The following is a 14,178-nucleotide window of genomic DNA, read 5'->3' on the forward strand; positions in this document are numbered from 1 at the left end:
TCTCTTGGAGACACACCCATGACTCAACGGACCATCGCCGCTTTCATGCTCGCCCTGGGCCTCGCTACCCTCGCCGGTTGCGCCTCGCCTACCGTGGTCACCCTGAATGACGGTCGTGAAATCCAGGCCGTCGACACCCCGAAATACGATGAAGATTCGGGCTTCTACGAATTCGAACAGCTGGACGGCAAGCACACCCGTATCAATAAAGACCAGGTTCGCACCGTTAAAGACCTGTAAGTCTTAAGCGTTTGCCCACAAGGCCCGCCTCGCGCGGGCCTTGTCGTTTCCGGGGCTTACCAATCGAGGGTGATGCGGCTGCGAAAGTCGCGCGTCTGGCCGGTAACCGGGTCGACAAAACGCACGCCCTGGGCCAGCAGTTTAAGTGGGTTGGCGTAGTCGTCCACGGCGTCCTTGAGCACGTCGGGGTAAAACGGGTCATTGCAGATACTCGCCCCCAGCGCGGTCATGTGCACGCGCAACTGGTGCTTCTTGCCGGTGACCGGGAACAGGCCGTAACGCCATAGCTCGCCATGTTTTTCGCGAACCTCCACCGCGGTTTCGGTGTTGCTGACACCGGGACCTTCCTGCATGCGAAAGAAGGGCTCACCGTCCACCAGACGACTTTTGTGTACCAAGGGAAAGGTGAGATCCGGCAGCGCGGGGGCAATGGCTTCGTAAAATTTATCGATCTTGCGCGTAGGAAACAGCTGCTGATACGCCGCGCGGCTGTGGGGGTTGGCCGAGAACAGCACCAGCCCCGCGGTGTGCCGGTCGATACGATGCAGGGGCACCAGCGACGGGTTGTCCAGGCGACGAATCAGGCGGCGCAACAGCGTCTGTTCGACGTATTCGCCGGCCGGCGTCACGGGTAGGAAGTGCGGTTTATCGGCCACCACCAAGTGTTCGTCGGCATACAGAATAGTTTCCTGCACCGGGATGACCTTTTCGTTGGGCACCTCGCGAAAATAGTAGATGCACAGGCCTTCCCTGTAGGCCAGATCTTGCTGGATGGGGTCGCCGTTGATGTCCAGCACGCGACCGCGAGCGATGCGGTCCAACCAGTGTTCGCGGCTGATCGCGGGGAAGTGCGTGCACAGACAGTCCAGCACCGTAGCCCAAGGGCCCGGTGGCAGATACAAGGTGCTGGCCTGGTGCTGGGACGCGGAAAAACCGGAAGTGGACATGAAGACGCTCGAAGCCTGGGAAAATCGGCGGGCATTATCCCGCATGGAGCGGGATCGAGCCTAGGGCGGATCTCAGGCCTTGGCTAATTCAGCGCGCAGGATCGGCGAGGCACTGGCCGCTTCGGTGAACTCCTTGAGCCAACGCAACACGTCCACCGCCTCCCAACGCCCCGGATCGTAGAGGGCGTACAGCAAGCCTTGGTAACCCACCACGTCCAACTGCTTGTGATAGCCGGCACGCTGAAACAGCGCTTCGATCTCGGCAAAGCAGGTATTGAAATGCACTTTGTTGAACGGCGTCTTACCTTCCGTGACCAGACCGTCCAGGCGCAGCTCGTTCACCGCATCGCGCACGATGTCGGCGGACATGCGATTGACGCTGCTTTTCAGTTGTTCAACATTCACCACGGGCGTTCCCTCTATTCCATCGCTGTACAAACATACAGTAGCGTAATATTTGGAAACCCGCCATCGCCATGACGTCAGAGAAGGAAGGCGACCACCTGGTCGGTGTCGAACGGCCAGTCCAGTTCCGCGCCCGTGTCTGCCCGTCGAAGCACCGGAATCCGTAGGCCGTAGACCTCGGTCAAGTCCTCGGGATCGGTGATATCCACCAACTCAACCTGCAACCCATGTTCGACGAGCGGCATGATTTCGGCTTCGGCAAACTCACACAGGTGGCAACCCAGGGTGCCGAACAGCTGGCATTCAGGAAGCATGACGAATGGGCCTGATCAGAATAAGGTGGGTCATTCTAAGCCTGCTTACCGAGGGTGGCGAGTTGTGCATGCCGCCCCAAAAAGACCTGACCCAAGTCACCATGGCCTATAACTGATTCAGCCATTCTCGCGGCTTTTTGTCCGCTGACCCTGTAACGGAGAGGTTTGTGTTCGCCAACCTGCTGATCATTCTGGCGTCATCCCTGGTGGTGATCGCCCTGTTTCGCCGGCTGCAATTGCCGCCCGTGTTGGGCTATCTGTGCGTAGGCCTGGCCGTGGGGCCCACCGCGCTGGATTGGGTGAACGATAGCGAAGAGCTGCCCGATCTCGCCGAGCTGGGGGTAGTGTTTCTGCTGTTTTCCCTGGGCCTGGAATTTTCCCTGAACAAGATGCTCGCCCTGCGCCATGTGGTGTTTGGCCTGGGCAGCTTGCAGGTACTGGGGTGCGGCGCGCTGCTGGGGGCCACATTGATGCTACTGGGGGTGGCGCCCGGAATTGCGCTGTTGCTCGGCGCGGGGTTGGCGCTGTCGTCCACGGCCATCGTCAGCAAGGAGTTGGGCAGCCTTGGCGAGATTTTCAGCAGCCATGGCCAGAATGCAATTGGCGTGTTGCTGTTTCAGGACGTGGTCGCAGTGTTACTGCTGACGCTGGTGCCGGTGTTCGCCGGCAGCAGCGATCAGGCCTGGTACCTGGCGTTGCCGCTGACCTTGGGCAAGACCGTAGTGCTGTTTATCGGCCTGCTGCTTGCCAGCCGCTGGCTGTTGCCGCGCCTGTTCCGTGAGGTCGCCGCGTCCCACTCGGCGGAGCTGTTTGTGTTGCTGGCCCTGGTGATTGTGCTACTGACCGCTTGGCTCACCCATTTGCTCGGCCTCTCCCCTGCCCTGGGCGCGTTCCTGGCCGGGATGTTGCTGGGTGAAAGCCATTACCGCCATCAGATCGAAGCGGATATCCGACCATTTCGCGACATCCTGCTGGGCTTGTTTTTCGTCAGCATCGGCATGCTGATCGACCTGCAATTGTTCCTCAGCCACAGCCTGTTGATCCTCGGCATGACCCTCACGCTGATGCTGATCAAGGGCTGCGTGGTCGCCGTGCTGGTCAAACTGCGCGGCAGCGACATGGAAACCGCCTGGCGCAGCGGCCTGGCCCTGGCTCAGGGCGGCGAGTTCTGCTTCGCCTTGATGGCACAGATGCAGCAGAGCCGGCTGATCCCGGATCAATTCAACGGCCTGCTGCTCGCCGCAACGTTTTGCTCGATGCTGCTCACCCCCCTGCTATTGCGCGCCGCGCCGGCCATCGCCCTGCGCCTGCATCGCAAACCCAATCAGCAGGTGCAACTGGAGACCATCACCGCGCTCAATGCGCAGCTGCGCAACCATGCGGTGATCTGCGGTTACGGGCGTGTCGGCCAGTCCATCGGGCGCTTTCTGCGTCGCGAGCAACAAGCATTCATCGCTCTGGATGATGACCCGGAACGGGTTCAGGAAGCGGCGACCGAAGACAGCAGCGTGCATTACGGCGACTGCCGGCGCGGCGCCCTGCTCAGCGCAGTGGGCATAGAGCGCGCGCGATTGGTGGTGATTGCTGTAGATAACAGCGATGTCGCGCTGGTGGTGCTTAAAGAGGCGCGCCGTATCAACGCCCAGGTGCCGATCCTGGTGCGCACCCGCGATGATAGCCAGTGGGCCGAACTGAAAGCAGCGGGCGCCACTGAAGTGGTGCCCGAGTTATTGGAGTCGAGCCTGATGCTCGCCTCCCACGCCTTGCTCCTGCTGGGCCTGCCGGATCAACAGGTGCAGGCGCGCGTTGATGAAGTGCGGCAAAACCGCTATCGCCTGCTGCACGGCTTTCACGCACCGCCCAGCGACAACGATGAGGCGCCGATCAATCCTGACTGACCGCACCGATCTTGTGGATCGACAGGTCCGCGCCGTAGTACTCCTGCTCCTGGCTCAGACGCAGCCCATGCACGCGCTTGATCACGCCGTACACCAACAGGCCGCCGCCGAACGCCACCGCCACACCGAGGGAGGTGCCGATCAACTGGCTGGTCAGGCTCACGCCGCCCAAACCGCCAAGGGCCGTCTGGCCAAAGACGCCGCAGGCAATTCCACCCCACACGCCGCACAGGCCATGCAACGGCCACACACCCAGCACGTCGTCGATCTTCCAGCGATCCTGGGCCGCGATAAAACACCACACGAACAAACCGCCGGCCACCACACCGGTGACCAATGCGCCCACCGGGTGCATCAGGTCGGAACCAGCACAGATCGCCACCAATCCGGCCAACGGCCCGTTATGCAGAAAACCAGGGTCGTTGCGACCGATCACCAGGGCAGCCACGGTGCCGCCGACCATCGCCATCAGCGAGTTGACCGCCACCAGACCGCTGACGCCGTTAAGGGTCTGCGCGCTCATCACGTTAAAGCCAAACCAGCCGACGATGAGAATCCACGAACCCAGCGCCAGGAACGGAATGCTCGACGGCGCGAACGCCACCAGCCGCCCCTCGCGATAGCGACCGTTGCGCGGGCCCAGCAGCAACACCGCCGCCAGCGCCAGCCAACCGCCCATGGCATGCACCACCACCGAGCCGGCAAAGTCATGGAAACCGGCACCGAAAGTGCTGAGCAACCAGGCCTGCAGACCGAAATTACCGTTCCACACCAACCCTTCGAAAAATGGGTAAATGAAGGCCACGATCAACGCGGTGGCGCACAACTGCGGCGCGAATTTCGCACGCTCGGCAATGCCCCCGGAGATGATCGCCGGAATTGCCGCGGCGAATGTCAGCAGGAAGAAGAACTTCACCAGACCGTAGCCATGATCGGCACTGATCACCGCCGCCGGCTGCATAAAGCTCACGCCGTAGGAGATCCAATAGCCTATAAAGAAGTAAGCCAGGGTCGAGATCGCGAAATCGCTGAGGATCTTCGACAGCGCGTTGACCTGGTTTTTCTGACGCACCGTACCGACTTCCAGAAACGCGAAGCCGGCGTGCATGGCCAGGACCATGACCGCGCCGATCAGAATAAACAGGGTGTTGGAGCTATGGACGAGGGTGTCCACCGCACTTTGTAGAGTGTCCATGGAAGCTGGCAGGCCTGTAGTCAGGGCAAAAAGCACCAAAGCGGTTCAAGCCAGAAATCCGCGCACTAAATTGGAACCGGCGGAACCACCCCTCTGTTGGGGGCATGAACCGCTTTAGCGCAGCGAACATCACAATAGGCCGTTGCCGACAGGGTTTTTCCGCGGGTTTAAGTGTTTTAGGGTAAGGTTTTTCAAGGCATTGGCCTCGACCGCCCGGATTCAGCGCAGGCCGTGGGGCCCGCGCACCAAGCCAAAGCAAAAGCTGTACCAGGCAATCGCAATGAACCTTCACCGACGCCGGTGACTCGAAACCACACGCACCGATCAGCCAATCACGGAGATACCCATGGCCAGAACCACTGCAAAGACTGCTCAAGAAATACTGATGGCGGATTTTCAAACCCTGGTCAGCGACACCGAAAAGTTGCTGGACGACACCGCTATCCTCGCCGGCGACCAGGCCGATGAACTGCGCAGCAAGATTCACGAGAGCCTGCTCAAGGCCCGTGAAACCCTGCAATTGACCGAAGACTCCCTGCGCGAACGCGGCCAGGCGGCGGTCACCGCAACGGAAGATTACGTGCAGGCCAACCCTTGGCAGTCCATCGGTATTGCCGCCGGCGTGGGCTTTCTGATCGGTCTGCTGGCTACAAGGCGCTAAATTATGTCTATCGGCGAAAGTGGCTCGTCTACGGGCGCAAGTTCTACCTCACGACGCCTGGGCGCTGCCGTTCTAGGCTTGCTGCACAGCCACGTCGAACTGTTCGGCATCGAGTTGCAGGAGCAGAAAGCCCGCACCGTCAGCCTGCTGCTGTTCGCAGGCCTGGCCCTGGTGTTCGCTTTGCTGTTGCTGGTGGGGTTGTCGACTCTGGTGATGATTCTGGTGTGGGACACCGGCTACCGCCTGACAGGGATCATCTGCCTCTGCGTGTTTTATAGCCTGGCCGCCGCGTTCTGCGGGGTACGCTTGAAAGCCGCGGTGTTCGATGAATCCACACCGTTCCATGCCACCCTCGAAGAGTTGGCCAATGACCGGGAGCGCCTGCTGCCATGAGCCTGACTGAAGTTCCGCAATCCACCACCCGGCGAGAAATGCGCAAGGCCTTGATCCGCCTGCGCATGGAAATGCACCGCCAGGAAATCCGCCACGAATCCCAGCAGTTGCTCACGCCCCTGCATAAGATGCGCGACATGCGGCATAACTGGCAGGAGAACCTGGGCATCAAGCACGCGCCGCTGTGGGGCGTGGCGGCGGTGACGCTGATGGGCTTCCTCACTGGCAAGGGCGCCAAGGGCGGCAGTATCAGCAGCGTGACGCGTCTGGTGCGCCTGGGTGCGGGTTTGATCCCGTTGATCAAACTGGCCATGCAAGGGCGTTCGCGCAAAGACTGAGCTGCGCCGGCCCTCGCTGGCTGCATTCTTGCTAACAGAATCGGCCCGGCCTCTTGTTCACGAGGGGCGGGCCTTTTTTTCGCCACCTCTCTTAAGGAGGCCTTGTGATCGACGGGCAACCGCTCGCCTGCTTCCAGCCTTTCATCGATACCGCCACCGGCCGCATTGCCGGCGTGGAAGCCTTGGGTCGCCTGCGCCTGGCTGACGGTCGCCTGCAGTCCGTAGGCCCGCTGTTCGCCGACCCGCGTACCTCCGGCGTAGCTCTGCGACGACTCGACCGGCAGCTGCGCGATAACGCCCTGAGCCGGTTGCATGAGGCGCCTGAAGACTGGTTCCTGAGCCTGAACATCTCACCGCGCTGGATCAACCGCCTGCGTCCGGGCCAGCCGTTGCCGAGCCTGAAACAGATCCACAGCCACGGCGTGGACCCGCAGCGCATCGTGTTCGAGATCACCGAACTGGGGGGCGACATCAGGCGCCTGGCAGAGGTTGTGGCGCGCTACCGTGAGGCGGGCGCGCGGATCGCAATCGATGACTTCGGCGCCGGCTATTCCCAGCTGGACCGGGTGCTCGCGTTGCAACCGGACATTCTCAAACTAGACATGCGTCTGTTTCAGGAGGCCGCGCGCGGCGGGCCAAGCAGCGAGGTGGTGCGCGCGTTGGCACAAATGGCGGAAAAGACCGGTTGCTGGATCATCGCCGAAGGCGTGGAAACTGAAGCGCAACTGAACTTCGCCCTGGAGTGCGGCGCCCGCTACGTACAAGGTTACTTGTTTGCCCAAGCCCAGTTGGACTGGTTCGCCACCGACGCCTTCGTGCCACGCTTTGCTCAACTGCGCACCGCATACGTCCAGCAGAAGTTGGCGGAACGCGGGCGCATCATGCAGTTGCGCCAGCAAATGGCCGAGCTGATGAGCATCCTGCAAAGCTGGGCCCAGGCCAAGGCACCGTTGAGCCAGTTACCGCAATTGCCCGCATTCCCCTGGCTGCTGCGCTTTTATCAGTGCGACCGCCACGGCACCCAACTGACGCCCAATTTCGAGTGGCGCCAGGACGCCTGGCAGAGTGATAGCCGCTACCTTGGCCACAACTGGTCGTGGCGGCCGTACTTTTATCATCTGCTCGCCGAAGGTTGGGAGGAGCGCCGCTTGACGCTGTCTTCGACCTACCGCGATGCCACCACCAACCAGTACTGCCTCACCGCCGGACAATTCTTCGATAACGGTCAGCGCTTACTGTTAATCGATATCGACGCCGCCGGCCTGTAGATTTTCGCTTGCCCCGCCGCGGCGGAACCGGGAAGCTGGGCGGGTCATTCACCGCACGGAGAGTACCCGCCTTGGATTGGCCCACCCTGCTGACCCGCGAACGTCTTGGAAAACCACTGCACAGCCCGGAAGAATTGGGCCGCAGCCCGTTCCATAAAGATCACGACCGCATTATTTTCTCCGGCGCGTTTCGTCGCCTGGGTCGCAAGACGCAAGTGCATCCCGTGTCGAGCAACGACCATATCCACACCCGTTTGACCCACTCGCTGGAAGTCAGCTGCGTCGGCCGCTCCCTGGGTATGCGCGTGGGCGAGACCCTGCGCAGCGCCCTGCCCGACTGGTGCGATCCCAGCGACCTGGGCATGGTGGTGCAGTCGGCCTGCCTGGCCCATGACATCGGTAACCCGCCGTTCGGGCACTCAGGCGAAGACGCTATCCGCCACTGGTTTCAACAAGCGGCCGGCCGCGGCTGGCTGGACGACATGAGCAGCGCCGAGCGCAATGACTTCCTCAACTTCGAAGGCAATGCCCAAGGCTTCCGCGTGCTCACTCAATTGGAATACCACCAGTTCGACGGCGGCACGCGGCTGACGTACGCCACCCTAGGCACCTACCTCAAATACCCCTGGACCGCCCGCCACGCCGACTCCCTGGGCTACAAGAAGCACAAGTTCGGCTGCTACCAGAGCGAGTTGCCGATTCTGGAACAGATCGCCCACAAACTCGGACTGCCGCAACTGGAGGACCAACGGTGGGCGCGTCACCCGCTGGTTTATCTGATGGAGGCCGCGGATGACATCTGCTACGCCTTGATCGACCTGGAAGACGGCCTGGAAATGGACTTGCTGGAGTACGCCGAAGTCGAGTCGTTGCTGCTCGATTTGGTGGGCGACGACCTGCCGCAAACCTACCGTCAATTGGGGCCGCAGGACTCACGCCGGCGCAAACTGGCGATCCTGCGCGGCAAGGCCATCGAGCACCTGACCAACGCCGCGGCGCGCGCGTTCGTCGATCAGCAGGATGCTTTGCTGGCCGGCACCCTGCCCGGCGATCTGGTCGAACATATGCACGGTCCTGCCAAACGCTGCGTGTTGGACGCCAAAGACATGGCGCGCAAGAAAATCTTCCAGGACAAGCGCAAGACGCTGCACGAAATCGGCGCTTACACCACCCTGGAAATTCTCCTGAATGCGTTCTGCGGCGCCGCACTGGAGCAACATGGCGGGCGCACGCCGTCCTTCAAGAACCGGCGCATTCTCGATTTGCTCGGCAACAACGCACCGGACCCGGCATGGCCGCTGCACACGTCGTTCCTGCGCATGATCGACTTCATCGCCGGCATGACCGACAGCTATGCCACTGAAATGGCACGAGAGATGACCGGTCGCTCCAGCCCTCAATAACCGCCCGATCAAGCCGCCTGCCGATTGAGCAGAATCTGCCTACACACGGAACAGAGCGGCCTGATCGAATTCGCACAGATACACGGGGAATAATCGCGCCCGCTCCGGGCACAGTCATCGAACAGCTCCTACATGCCCCCCTTCGACGCTTGACTCATCGTGTACTTTTTATGCCCAGTAACCCTCTTTGCATCCTGTTGGTGGAGGATCATCCTTTTCAACTGCTCGCCACTCAGTGTCTGCTTCGCAGCTTCGGCTTCGAGCGGCTGACACCATGCGAAAACGCCGCGCAGGCCGTCCATCTGATGACCCAGGCGCACATGCCTTTCGACATCCTTCTGTGTGATCAATGCCTACCCGATCTACCGGGGCTGGAGCTGATTGAAATCGCCAGCCGTCAACGCTTTATCAACGCCGCCATCCTGCTCAGCGGGCTGCCCATCGCAGAGCTGTCGGCGTTGCATGTTCAGGCACTGGAGCGTGGTTTGCCCATGCTCGGTTACTTGTCAAAGCCATTGAACAAAGAAGAACTTTCACAGTTGCTCTTTCCATTACCCGCCTTATAAAAACAAGTCTTGCAACCCTGTAGACCGACCAAGATCATGACACCTAGTCCTTCTAATCACCTGATGCCTGGATTAAACCGAAATAACAGCGAAACGTTGTCATCTCGCTTCACAAATCCTTAGCAACCAGTAGGCTTTTACCTTTTTTGATGTAGGAACTTTCCTGTTTTATATTTGCTCCCCCTCCACTTCATGCTCCTGCATCCGCTTCTGAGCTAATGTGCCCGCTTTATTTGCACTTGCACGGAAACGTAAACATGAACACCGTTTTTATAATTGATGATCATCCGGTTATAAGGCTCGCCATCCGAATGTTGTTGGAGCACGAGGGCTACAAAGTAGTGGGCGAAACCGATAATGGATGCGACGCCATACAAATGGTCCGTGAGTGCCAACCGGACCTGATCATTCTGGATATCAGCATTCCAAAACTCGACGGGCTTGAAGTGCTCTGCCGCTTCAATGCCATGAACACTTCAATGAAGACCTTGGTGCTGACGGCTCAATCCCCAACCCTGTTCGCCACCCGCTGCATGCGCTCGGGCGCCGATGGCTATGTGTGCAAAGAAGGGGATCTGAGCGAGTTGCTCAGCGCCATCCGTGCCGTGTTATCAGGTTACAACTACTTTCCCAGCCAGGCTTTGAATGCCAATGGGGCGGACACCACGGTTTCAAAGGAACTTGAACTATTCAAAGCGGTAAACGATCGCGAACTGATGGTATTGCAACTTTTTGCACAAGGGCGGACTAACAAGGAAATCGCCAAAGGTATGTTCTTGAGTAACAAAACAGTAAGCACCTATAAAAAGCGGCTCATGCAAAAACTTCAAGCCAAGTCCTTGGTAGAACTTATCGAGATGGCAAAACGAAACGCGCTAGTGTGAGAAAGCGGATGCCCAGGCGTATAAAGGACTATCTGATTTTATTGAGTGCCGGTTTGTGCTTCAGCATTGCCGTGCCTGCCGCCCCTCCAACGGGCCCGGAATATTTCAATTTATTGAGTCGTGCAGGCTCGGTACAACTGGAAACCCACCTGAACAAGGCTCAACGCCAATGGCTGCAGAACAAACGCGAACTGGTACTGGGCACTGCGGCCCCTGACTACCCCCCTTTTGATCTCACCTCCAGCGGCCGCGATTACGAGGGCCTCACCGCCGACTACGCCGGGCTGCTGGCCAAGGCGCTGGCATTGCCGATCAAAGTGGTGCGCTACCCCTCCCGAGAGGCGGCCATTCGCGCCCTTGAGTCCGGGGAGATCGACTTGCTGGGCTCTTCCAACGGGTTCGAAGCCGCCAACCCCAACCTCACCCTGTCAGAACCCTACGCGGTGGATCAACCGGTGCTGGTCACCCGCGAGGGCGAAACGCGCAGCCTCAGCGAGGGCTTGGCGGGGATGCGCCTGGCCCTGGTCTATCACTACTTGCCTCTGAGCGAAGTGGAAAAGCTCTACCCCAACGCGGTCATCCGCGCCTATCCCTCTTACCAGAATGCGTTGAATGCAGTGGCATTCGAACAGGCGGACGTGTTTCTCGGCGATACCATTTCCACCCATTACCTGATCAACAAGGGCTACCTGAAGAACGTGCGCATGGCCAATTTCGGTAAGCACGAAGCCTACGGCTTCAGCTTTGCCCTGCCGCAGCACCAGCACATCCTGCTGAGCATCGTCGACTCCGTCCTGATGGCTGTGCCCATCTCCGAGCGAGAAACCATTGCCAAGCGCTGGAGTGCCGGCAGTGACATTCTGTTGACCGATCAGAAGCTGCAACTGACCCCGCGCGAGGAGCGTTGGCTGAAAGACAACCCAGTGGTCAAAGTCATCGCGAACGAAACCTTCGCACCGCTGACATTCTTCGATGCAGACGGCAACTTCCGCGGCATCACCGCCGACCTGCTGGAACTGATTCGCCTGCGCACCGGCTTACGCTTCGAGATCCAGCGCGGACGCAATGTGAACGAGATGATCGAGCAGGTGGAGGCCGGCGAAGCAGATGTCATCGGCGCGATCGCCCCCAGCCTGCAACGCGAAGGACAGTTGAACTTTACCCGCCCCTACCTGGAAAACTCCTACGTCATGTTGACGCGCAAGGAAGACCAGGCGCCCACCAGTCTGGAGCAAATGGCTGGCAAACGCGTGGCGGTAACTCAAGGCAGCCCGCCGATCAAATTCCTGCGCGAGCACTTTCCGCAGATTCAACTGGTAGAAACGGGGGACACGTTCAAGGCAACCGAACTCCTTGCACAAGGCCATGTGGAGGGTGCGGTCAATACCCTGGTGGTCGCCAACTATTTCCTGTCTTCACCGATATTCCAAGATAAGGTCCAGACCAGTTTCAGCATTGGCACCACGCCGGCCACCTTTGCCTTGGCAACGTCCCGGGGGGCCACCGAACTCAGCTCGATTCTCGACAAGGCTCTGCTCAGCATCGCTCCGGACGAGCTGGGGGTGATCAACAGTCGCTGGCGCGGCTATACCGCCGCCTCCGACAGCTACTGGCGCAATTATCATCAATTGATTGCGCGCATCATCATCGGCACCGGCCTGTTGCTGCTGATTTCCCTGACCTGGAACGCCTACATGCAGCGCCAGATCAAGCACCGCAAAATGGCTGAGCGCGCTCTCAATGACCAGTTCGAATTCATGCGCGCCCTGGTCAACGAAACGCCGCACCCAATTTACGTGCGCGACCGCAAGGGCCTGCTGCAGACCTGCAACGACAGCTACCTGCAGGCGTTCGACGTCAAGCGCGAAGAGGTGATCGGCAGGAGTGCGATGCAGATCAGCACCGCCATGGCGGAAGAGGCCGCGCAATACCACGCCGATTATCAGCGTGTGGTGGCTGAGGGCAACCCGCTGATCCTGGATCGCGCCCTGCACATACGCGGCAAAAAACTCACGATCTATCACTGGATCTTGCCGTATCGCGATTCCGTGGGTGAAGTCCAGGGCATCATCGGCGGCTGGATCGACATCAGCGAGCGACGCCAATTGTTCGACGAACTGCGTGCCGCCAAAGAACGTGCGGACGAGGCCAATCGCGCCAAAAGTACGTTCCTGGCGACCATGAGCCATGAAATCCGCACGCCCATGAACGCAGTGATCGGCATGCTCGAATTGACGCTCAAGCGCGCGGACCAGGGCCACCTCGACCGCCCCGCCATCGAAGTGGCCTATAACTCGGCCAAGGACTTGCTGGAGTTGATCGGCGACATCCTCGATATCGCGCGGATCGAATCCGGCCGCCTGAGCCTGGCGCCGGAACGTGTAAACCTGCGGGAAGTGATCGAATCGGTGGTACGTGTGTTCGACGGCCTGGCCCGCCAGAAAACCCTCAGCCTGATACTGGAGTTCAAGACTGACCTGGACGACACCGAAGTGTTGATCGACCCGCTGCGCTTCAAGCAGGTGCTGTCGAACCTGATCAGTAACGCGATCAAGTTCACCGAGCGCGGTCAGGTCAAAATCAAGGTGGACGTGCTGCCCACCGATCTTGCCCAGCAAGTCGAGATGAAACTGGTAGTGGAAGACACCGGCATCGGCATCAGCCGCGACGATCAGATGCGCTTGTTCGAACCCTTTGCCCAAGCCGACAACTCTGGGCAACTGGCCAGGAGCGGCGCCGGCCTGGGTTTGGTGATCTGCCGCAGCCTGTGCGCCATGATGGGCGGGCAATTGAGCCTGAGCAGCGTGCCCATGGTCGGCACCCAGGTGCATGTGAACCTCAAGATGACACGCCTGCAGCCTGAGCTGGCCGAGGACGAACACCAACCCGAAAGGCCGACCACCGCGCCAGTGCTCAATGTGCTGGTGGTGGACGATCATCCGGCGAACCGCCTGTTGATGTGCCAGCAACTCGGCTATCTAGGCCATCAGTTCACCGCAGCGCAAAACGGCGCGGCGGGTTTCCAGGCCTGGCGTCAGGAGCGTTTCGACCTGGTGATCGCCGACTGCAATATGCCCATCATGAATGGCTATGAACTGAGTCGTTCGATCCGCGAGTACGAACAGCGTGAAGGCCTGACGCCCTGTGTGGTACTGGGCTTTACCGCCAACGCCCAGCCCGAGGAGAAGCAACGTTGCGCACAGGCAGGCATGAACGATTGCCTGTTCAAGCCCATCAGCCTCACGGCTCTGGAACGGCATTTGGCGCAGATCGGCACGCACCCTGCCGACCAGATCCTAGACCTCGGTAATTTCGAGGCCCTGACCGGCGGCGATCCACAGATGAGCCGACGCCTGCTGGAAGAACTGCTCAACAGCAGCCGCCAGGACCGTCAGGAGCTGATCGCCCTGATGAACGCGCAGGCCTCCTATGAGCAGATCACCGAACAGGCCCACAAGATCAAGGGCGCCGCCCGCATCGTTCAGGCCAATGCGCTGGCGTCACAGTGTGAAACCCTCGAACAGGCCTGCGGCCGCGATGATGATCGGTCTTCGATCGACGCCGGTGTGAAGGCCCTCGAAAAGCTGATGCTGGAGTTGGAGAGGATGCTGCAGGTGCAGCTTCACGCGCTGGATAACCCATAAGGGGGCGGGTCCGCCCCCTCTG

14 protein-coding genes are annotated in these 14,178 nt (G+C 60.1%); 10 read left to right on the forward strand and 4 right to left on the reverse strand.

Annotation, left to right across the window (positions count from 1 at the left end):
• The first annotated feature begins 18 nt into the window (after nucleotides 1-18).
• On the forward strand, nucleotides 19-240 hold the full coding sequence (locus tag ACFZPT_RS22605; RefSeq protein WP_099313105.1) for a YgdI/YgdR family lipoprotein: 222 nt from the start codon (nucleotides 19-21) through the stop codon (nucleotides 238-240).
• A 56-nt stretch (nucleotides 241-296) separates the two neighbouring features.
• Here the strand turns inward: ACFZPT_RS22605 and ACFZPT_RS22610 are convergent, their stop codons facing one another.
• From ACFZPT_RS22610 to ACFZPT_RS22620, 3 genes are all read right to left on the reverse strand, one after another.
• Nucleotides 297-1,187: a pseudouridine synthase gene (locus ACFZPT_RS22610; protein ID WP_034096621.1), complete on the reverse strand. Its 891-nt coding sequence runs from the start codon at nucleotides 1,185-1,187 to the stop codon at nucleotides 297-299.
• A 72-nt stretch (nucleotides 1,188-1,259) separates the two neighbouring features.
• On the reverse strand, nucleotides 1,260-1,595 hold the full coding sequence (locus ACFZPT_RS22615; protein ID WP_034096620.1) for a hypothetical protein: 336 nt from the start codon (nucleotides 1,593-1,595) through the stop codon (nucleotides 1,260-1,262).
• Nucleotides 1,596-1,669: 74 nt separating this feature from the next.
• Nucleotides 1,670-1,906 (reverse strand): glutaredoxin family protein, encoded by a 237-nt coding sequence (locus ACFZPT_RS22620; protein ID WP_047882255.1) that lies wholly within the window; start codon nucleotides 1,904-1,906, stop codon nucleotides 1,670-1,672.
• Nucleotides 1,907-2,073: 167 nt separating this feature from the next.
• Here ACFZPT_RS22620 and ACFZPT_RS22625 point away from each other — a divergent pair, with 167 nt between their 5' ends.
• Nucleotides 2,074-3,804, forward strand: coding sequence for a monovalent cation:proton antiporter-2 (CPA2) family protein (locus tag ACFZPT_RS22625; protein WP_034096618.1), 1,731 nt, complete (start codon nucleotides 2,074-2,076; stop codon nucleotides 3,802-3,804).
• Here the strand turns inward: ACFZPT_RS22625 and ACFZPT_RS22630 are convergent.
• Nucleotides 3,791-4,999 (reverse strand): ammonium transporter, encoded by a 1,209-nt coding sequence (locus ACFZPT_RS22630; protein WP_034096617.1) that lies wholly within the window; start codon nucleotides 4,997-4,999, stop codon nucleotides 3,791-3,793. The two genes, ACFZPT_RS22625 and ACFZPT_RS22630, sit on opposite strands and share 14 nt — an antisense overlap.
• 346 nt (nucleotides 5,000-5,345) lie before the next feature.
• On the opposite strand from ACFZPT_RS22630, the gene ACFZPT_RS22635 reads away from it, so the two are divergent.
• From ACFZPT_RS22635 to ACFZPT_RS22670, 8 genes are all read left to right on the forward strand, one after another.
• Nucleotides 5,346-5,660 carry a YqjD family protein gene (locus ACFZPT_RS22635; protein WP_034096616.1) on the forward strand — a complete coding sequence of 105 codons (315 nt, stop codon included), beginning with the start codon at nucleotides 5,346-5,348 and terminating at the stop codon, nucleotides 5,658-5,660.
• A gap of 3 nt (nucleotides 5,661-5,663) precedes the next feature.
• On the forward strand, nucleotides 5,664-6,053 hold the full coding sequence (locus tag ACFZPT_RS22640; protein ID WP_034096615.1) for a phage holin family protein: 390 nt from the start codon (nucleotides 5,664-5,666) through the stop codon (nucleotides 6,051-6,053).
• Nucleotides 6,050-6,391, forward strand: a complete 342-nt coding sequence (locus tag ACFZPT_RS22645) for a hypothetical protein (protein ID WP_034096614.1) — start codon at nucleotides 6,050-6,052, stop codon at nucleotides 6,389-6,391. The genes ACFZPT_RS22640 and ACFZPT_RS22645 overlap by 4 nt, the downstream gene beginning before the upstream one ends.
• 104 nt (nucleotides 6,392-6,495) lie before the next feature.
• Nucleotides 6,496-7,659: an EAL domain-containing protein gene (locus ACFZPT_RS22650; RefSeq protein WP_034096613.1), complete on the forward strand. Its 1,164-nt coding sequence runs from the start codon at nucleotides 6,496-6,498 to the stop codon at nucleotides 7,657-7,659.
• 71 nt (nucleotides 7,660-7,730) lie between these two features.
• On the forward strand, nucleotides 7,731-9,062 hold the full coding sequence (locus ACFZPT_RS22655) for a deoxyguanosinetriphosphate triphosphohydrolase (protein WP_034096612.1): 1,332 nt from the start codon (nucleotides 7,731-7,733) through the stop codon (nucleotides 9,060-9,062).
• A 170-nt stretch (nucleotides 9,063-9,232) separates the two neighbouring features.
• A complete protein-coding gene (locus ACFZPT_RS22660; RefSeq protein WP_034096611.1) occupies nucleotides 9,233-9,628 on the forward strand; it encodes a response regulator in 396 nt (131 codons plus the stop codon).
• A gap of 257 nt (nucleotides 9,629-9,885) precedes the next feature.
• Entirely contained in the window at nucleotides 9,886-10,512 is a 627-nt protein-coding gene (locus ACFZPT_RS22665) for a response regulator transcription factor (RefSeq protein WP_034096610.1), read from the forward strand.
• Nucleotides 10,513-10,520: 8 nt separating this feature from the next.
• A complete protein-coding gene (locus ACFZPT_RS22670; RefSeq protein WP_099313104.1) occupies nucleotides 10,521-14,156 on the forward strand; it encodes a transporter substrate-binding domain-containing protein in 3,636 nt (1,211 codons plus the stop codon).
• Nucleotides 14,157-14,178: the final 22 nt, after the last annotated feature.

The organism is Pseudomonas sp. MD330_10 (assembly GCF_042610415.1).
Taxonomy (GTDB): domain Bacteria; phylum Pseudomonadota; class Gammaproteobacteria; order Pseudomonadales; family Pseudomonadaceae; genus Aquipseudomonas; species Aquipseudomonas rhodesiae.

Coding starts and splice junctions, on each gene's coding strand:
- ACFZPT_RS22605 (WP_099313105.1), top strand. CDS start 19: ATGACTCAACGGACCATCGCCGCTTTCATGCTCGCCCTGGGCCTCGCT.
- ACFZPT_RS22610 (WP_034096621.1), bottom strand. CDS start 1,187: ATGTCCACTTCCGGTTTTTCCGCGTCCCAGCACCAGGCCAGCACCTTG.
- ACFZPT_RS22620 (WP_047882255.1), bottom strand. CDS start 1,906: ATGCTTCCTGAATGCCAGCTGTTCGGCACCCTGGGTTGCCACCTGTGT.
- ACFZPT_RS22630 (WP_034096617.1), bottom strand. CDS start 4,999: ATGGACACTCTACAAAGTGCGGTGGACACCCTCGTCCATAGCTCCAAC.
- ACFZPT_RS22635 (WP_034096616.1), top strand. CDS start 5,346: ATGGCCAGAACCACTGCAAAGACTGCTCAAGAAATACTGATGGCGGAT.
- ACFZPT_RS22640 (WP_034096615.1), top strand. CDS start 5,664: ATGTCTATCGGCGAAAGTGGCTCGTCTACGGGCGCAAGTTCTACCTCA.
- ACFZPT_RS22645 (WP_034096614.1), top strand. CDS start 6,050: ATGAGCCTGACTGAAGTTCCGCAATCCACCACCCGGCGAGAAATGCGC.
- ACFZPT_RS22660 (WP_034096611.1), top strand. CDS start 9,233: ATGCCCAGTAACCCTCTTTGCATCCTGTTGGTGGAGGATCATCCTTTT.
- ACFZPT_RS22665 (WP_034096610.1), top strand. CDS start 9,886: ATGAACACCGTTTTTATAATTGATGATCATCCGGTTATAAGGCTCGCC.
- ACFZPT_RS22670 (WP_099313104.1), top strand. CDS start 10,521: ATGCCCAGGCGTATAAAGGACTATCTGATTTTATTGAGTGCCGGTTTG.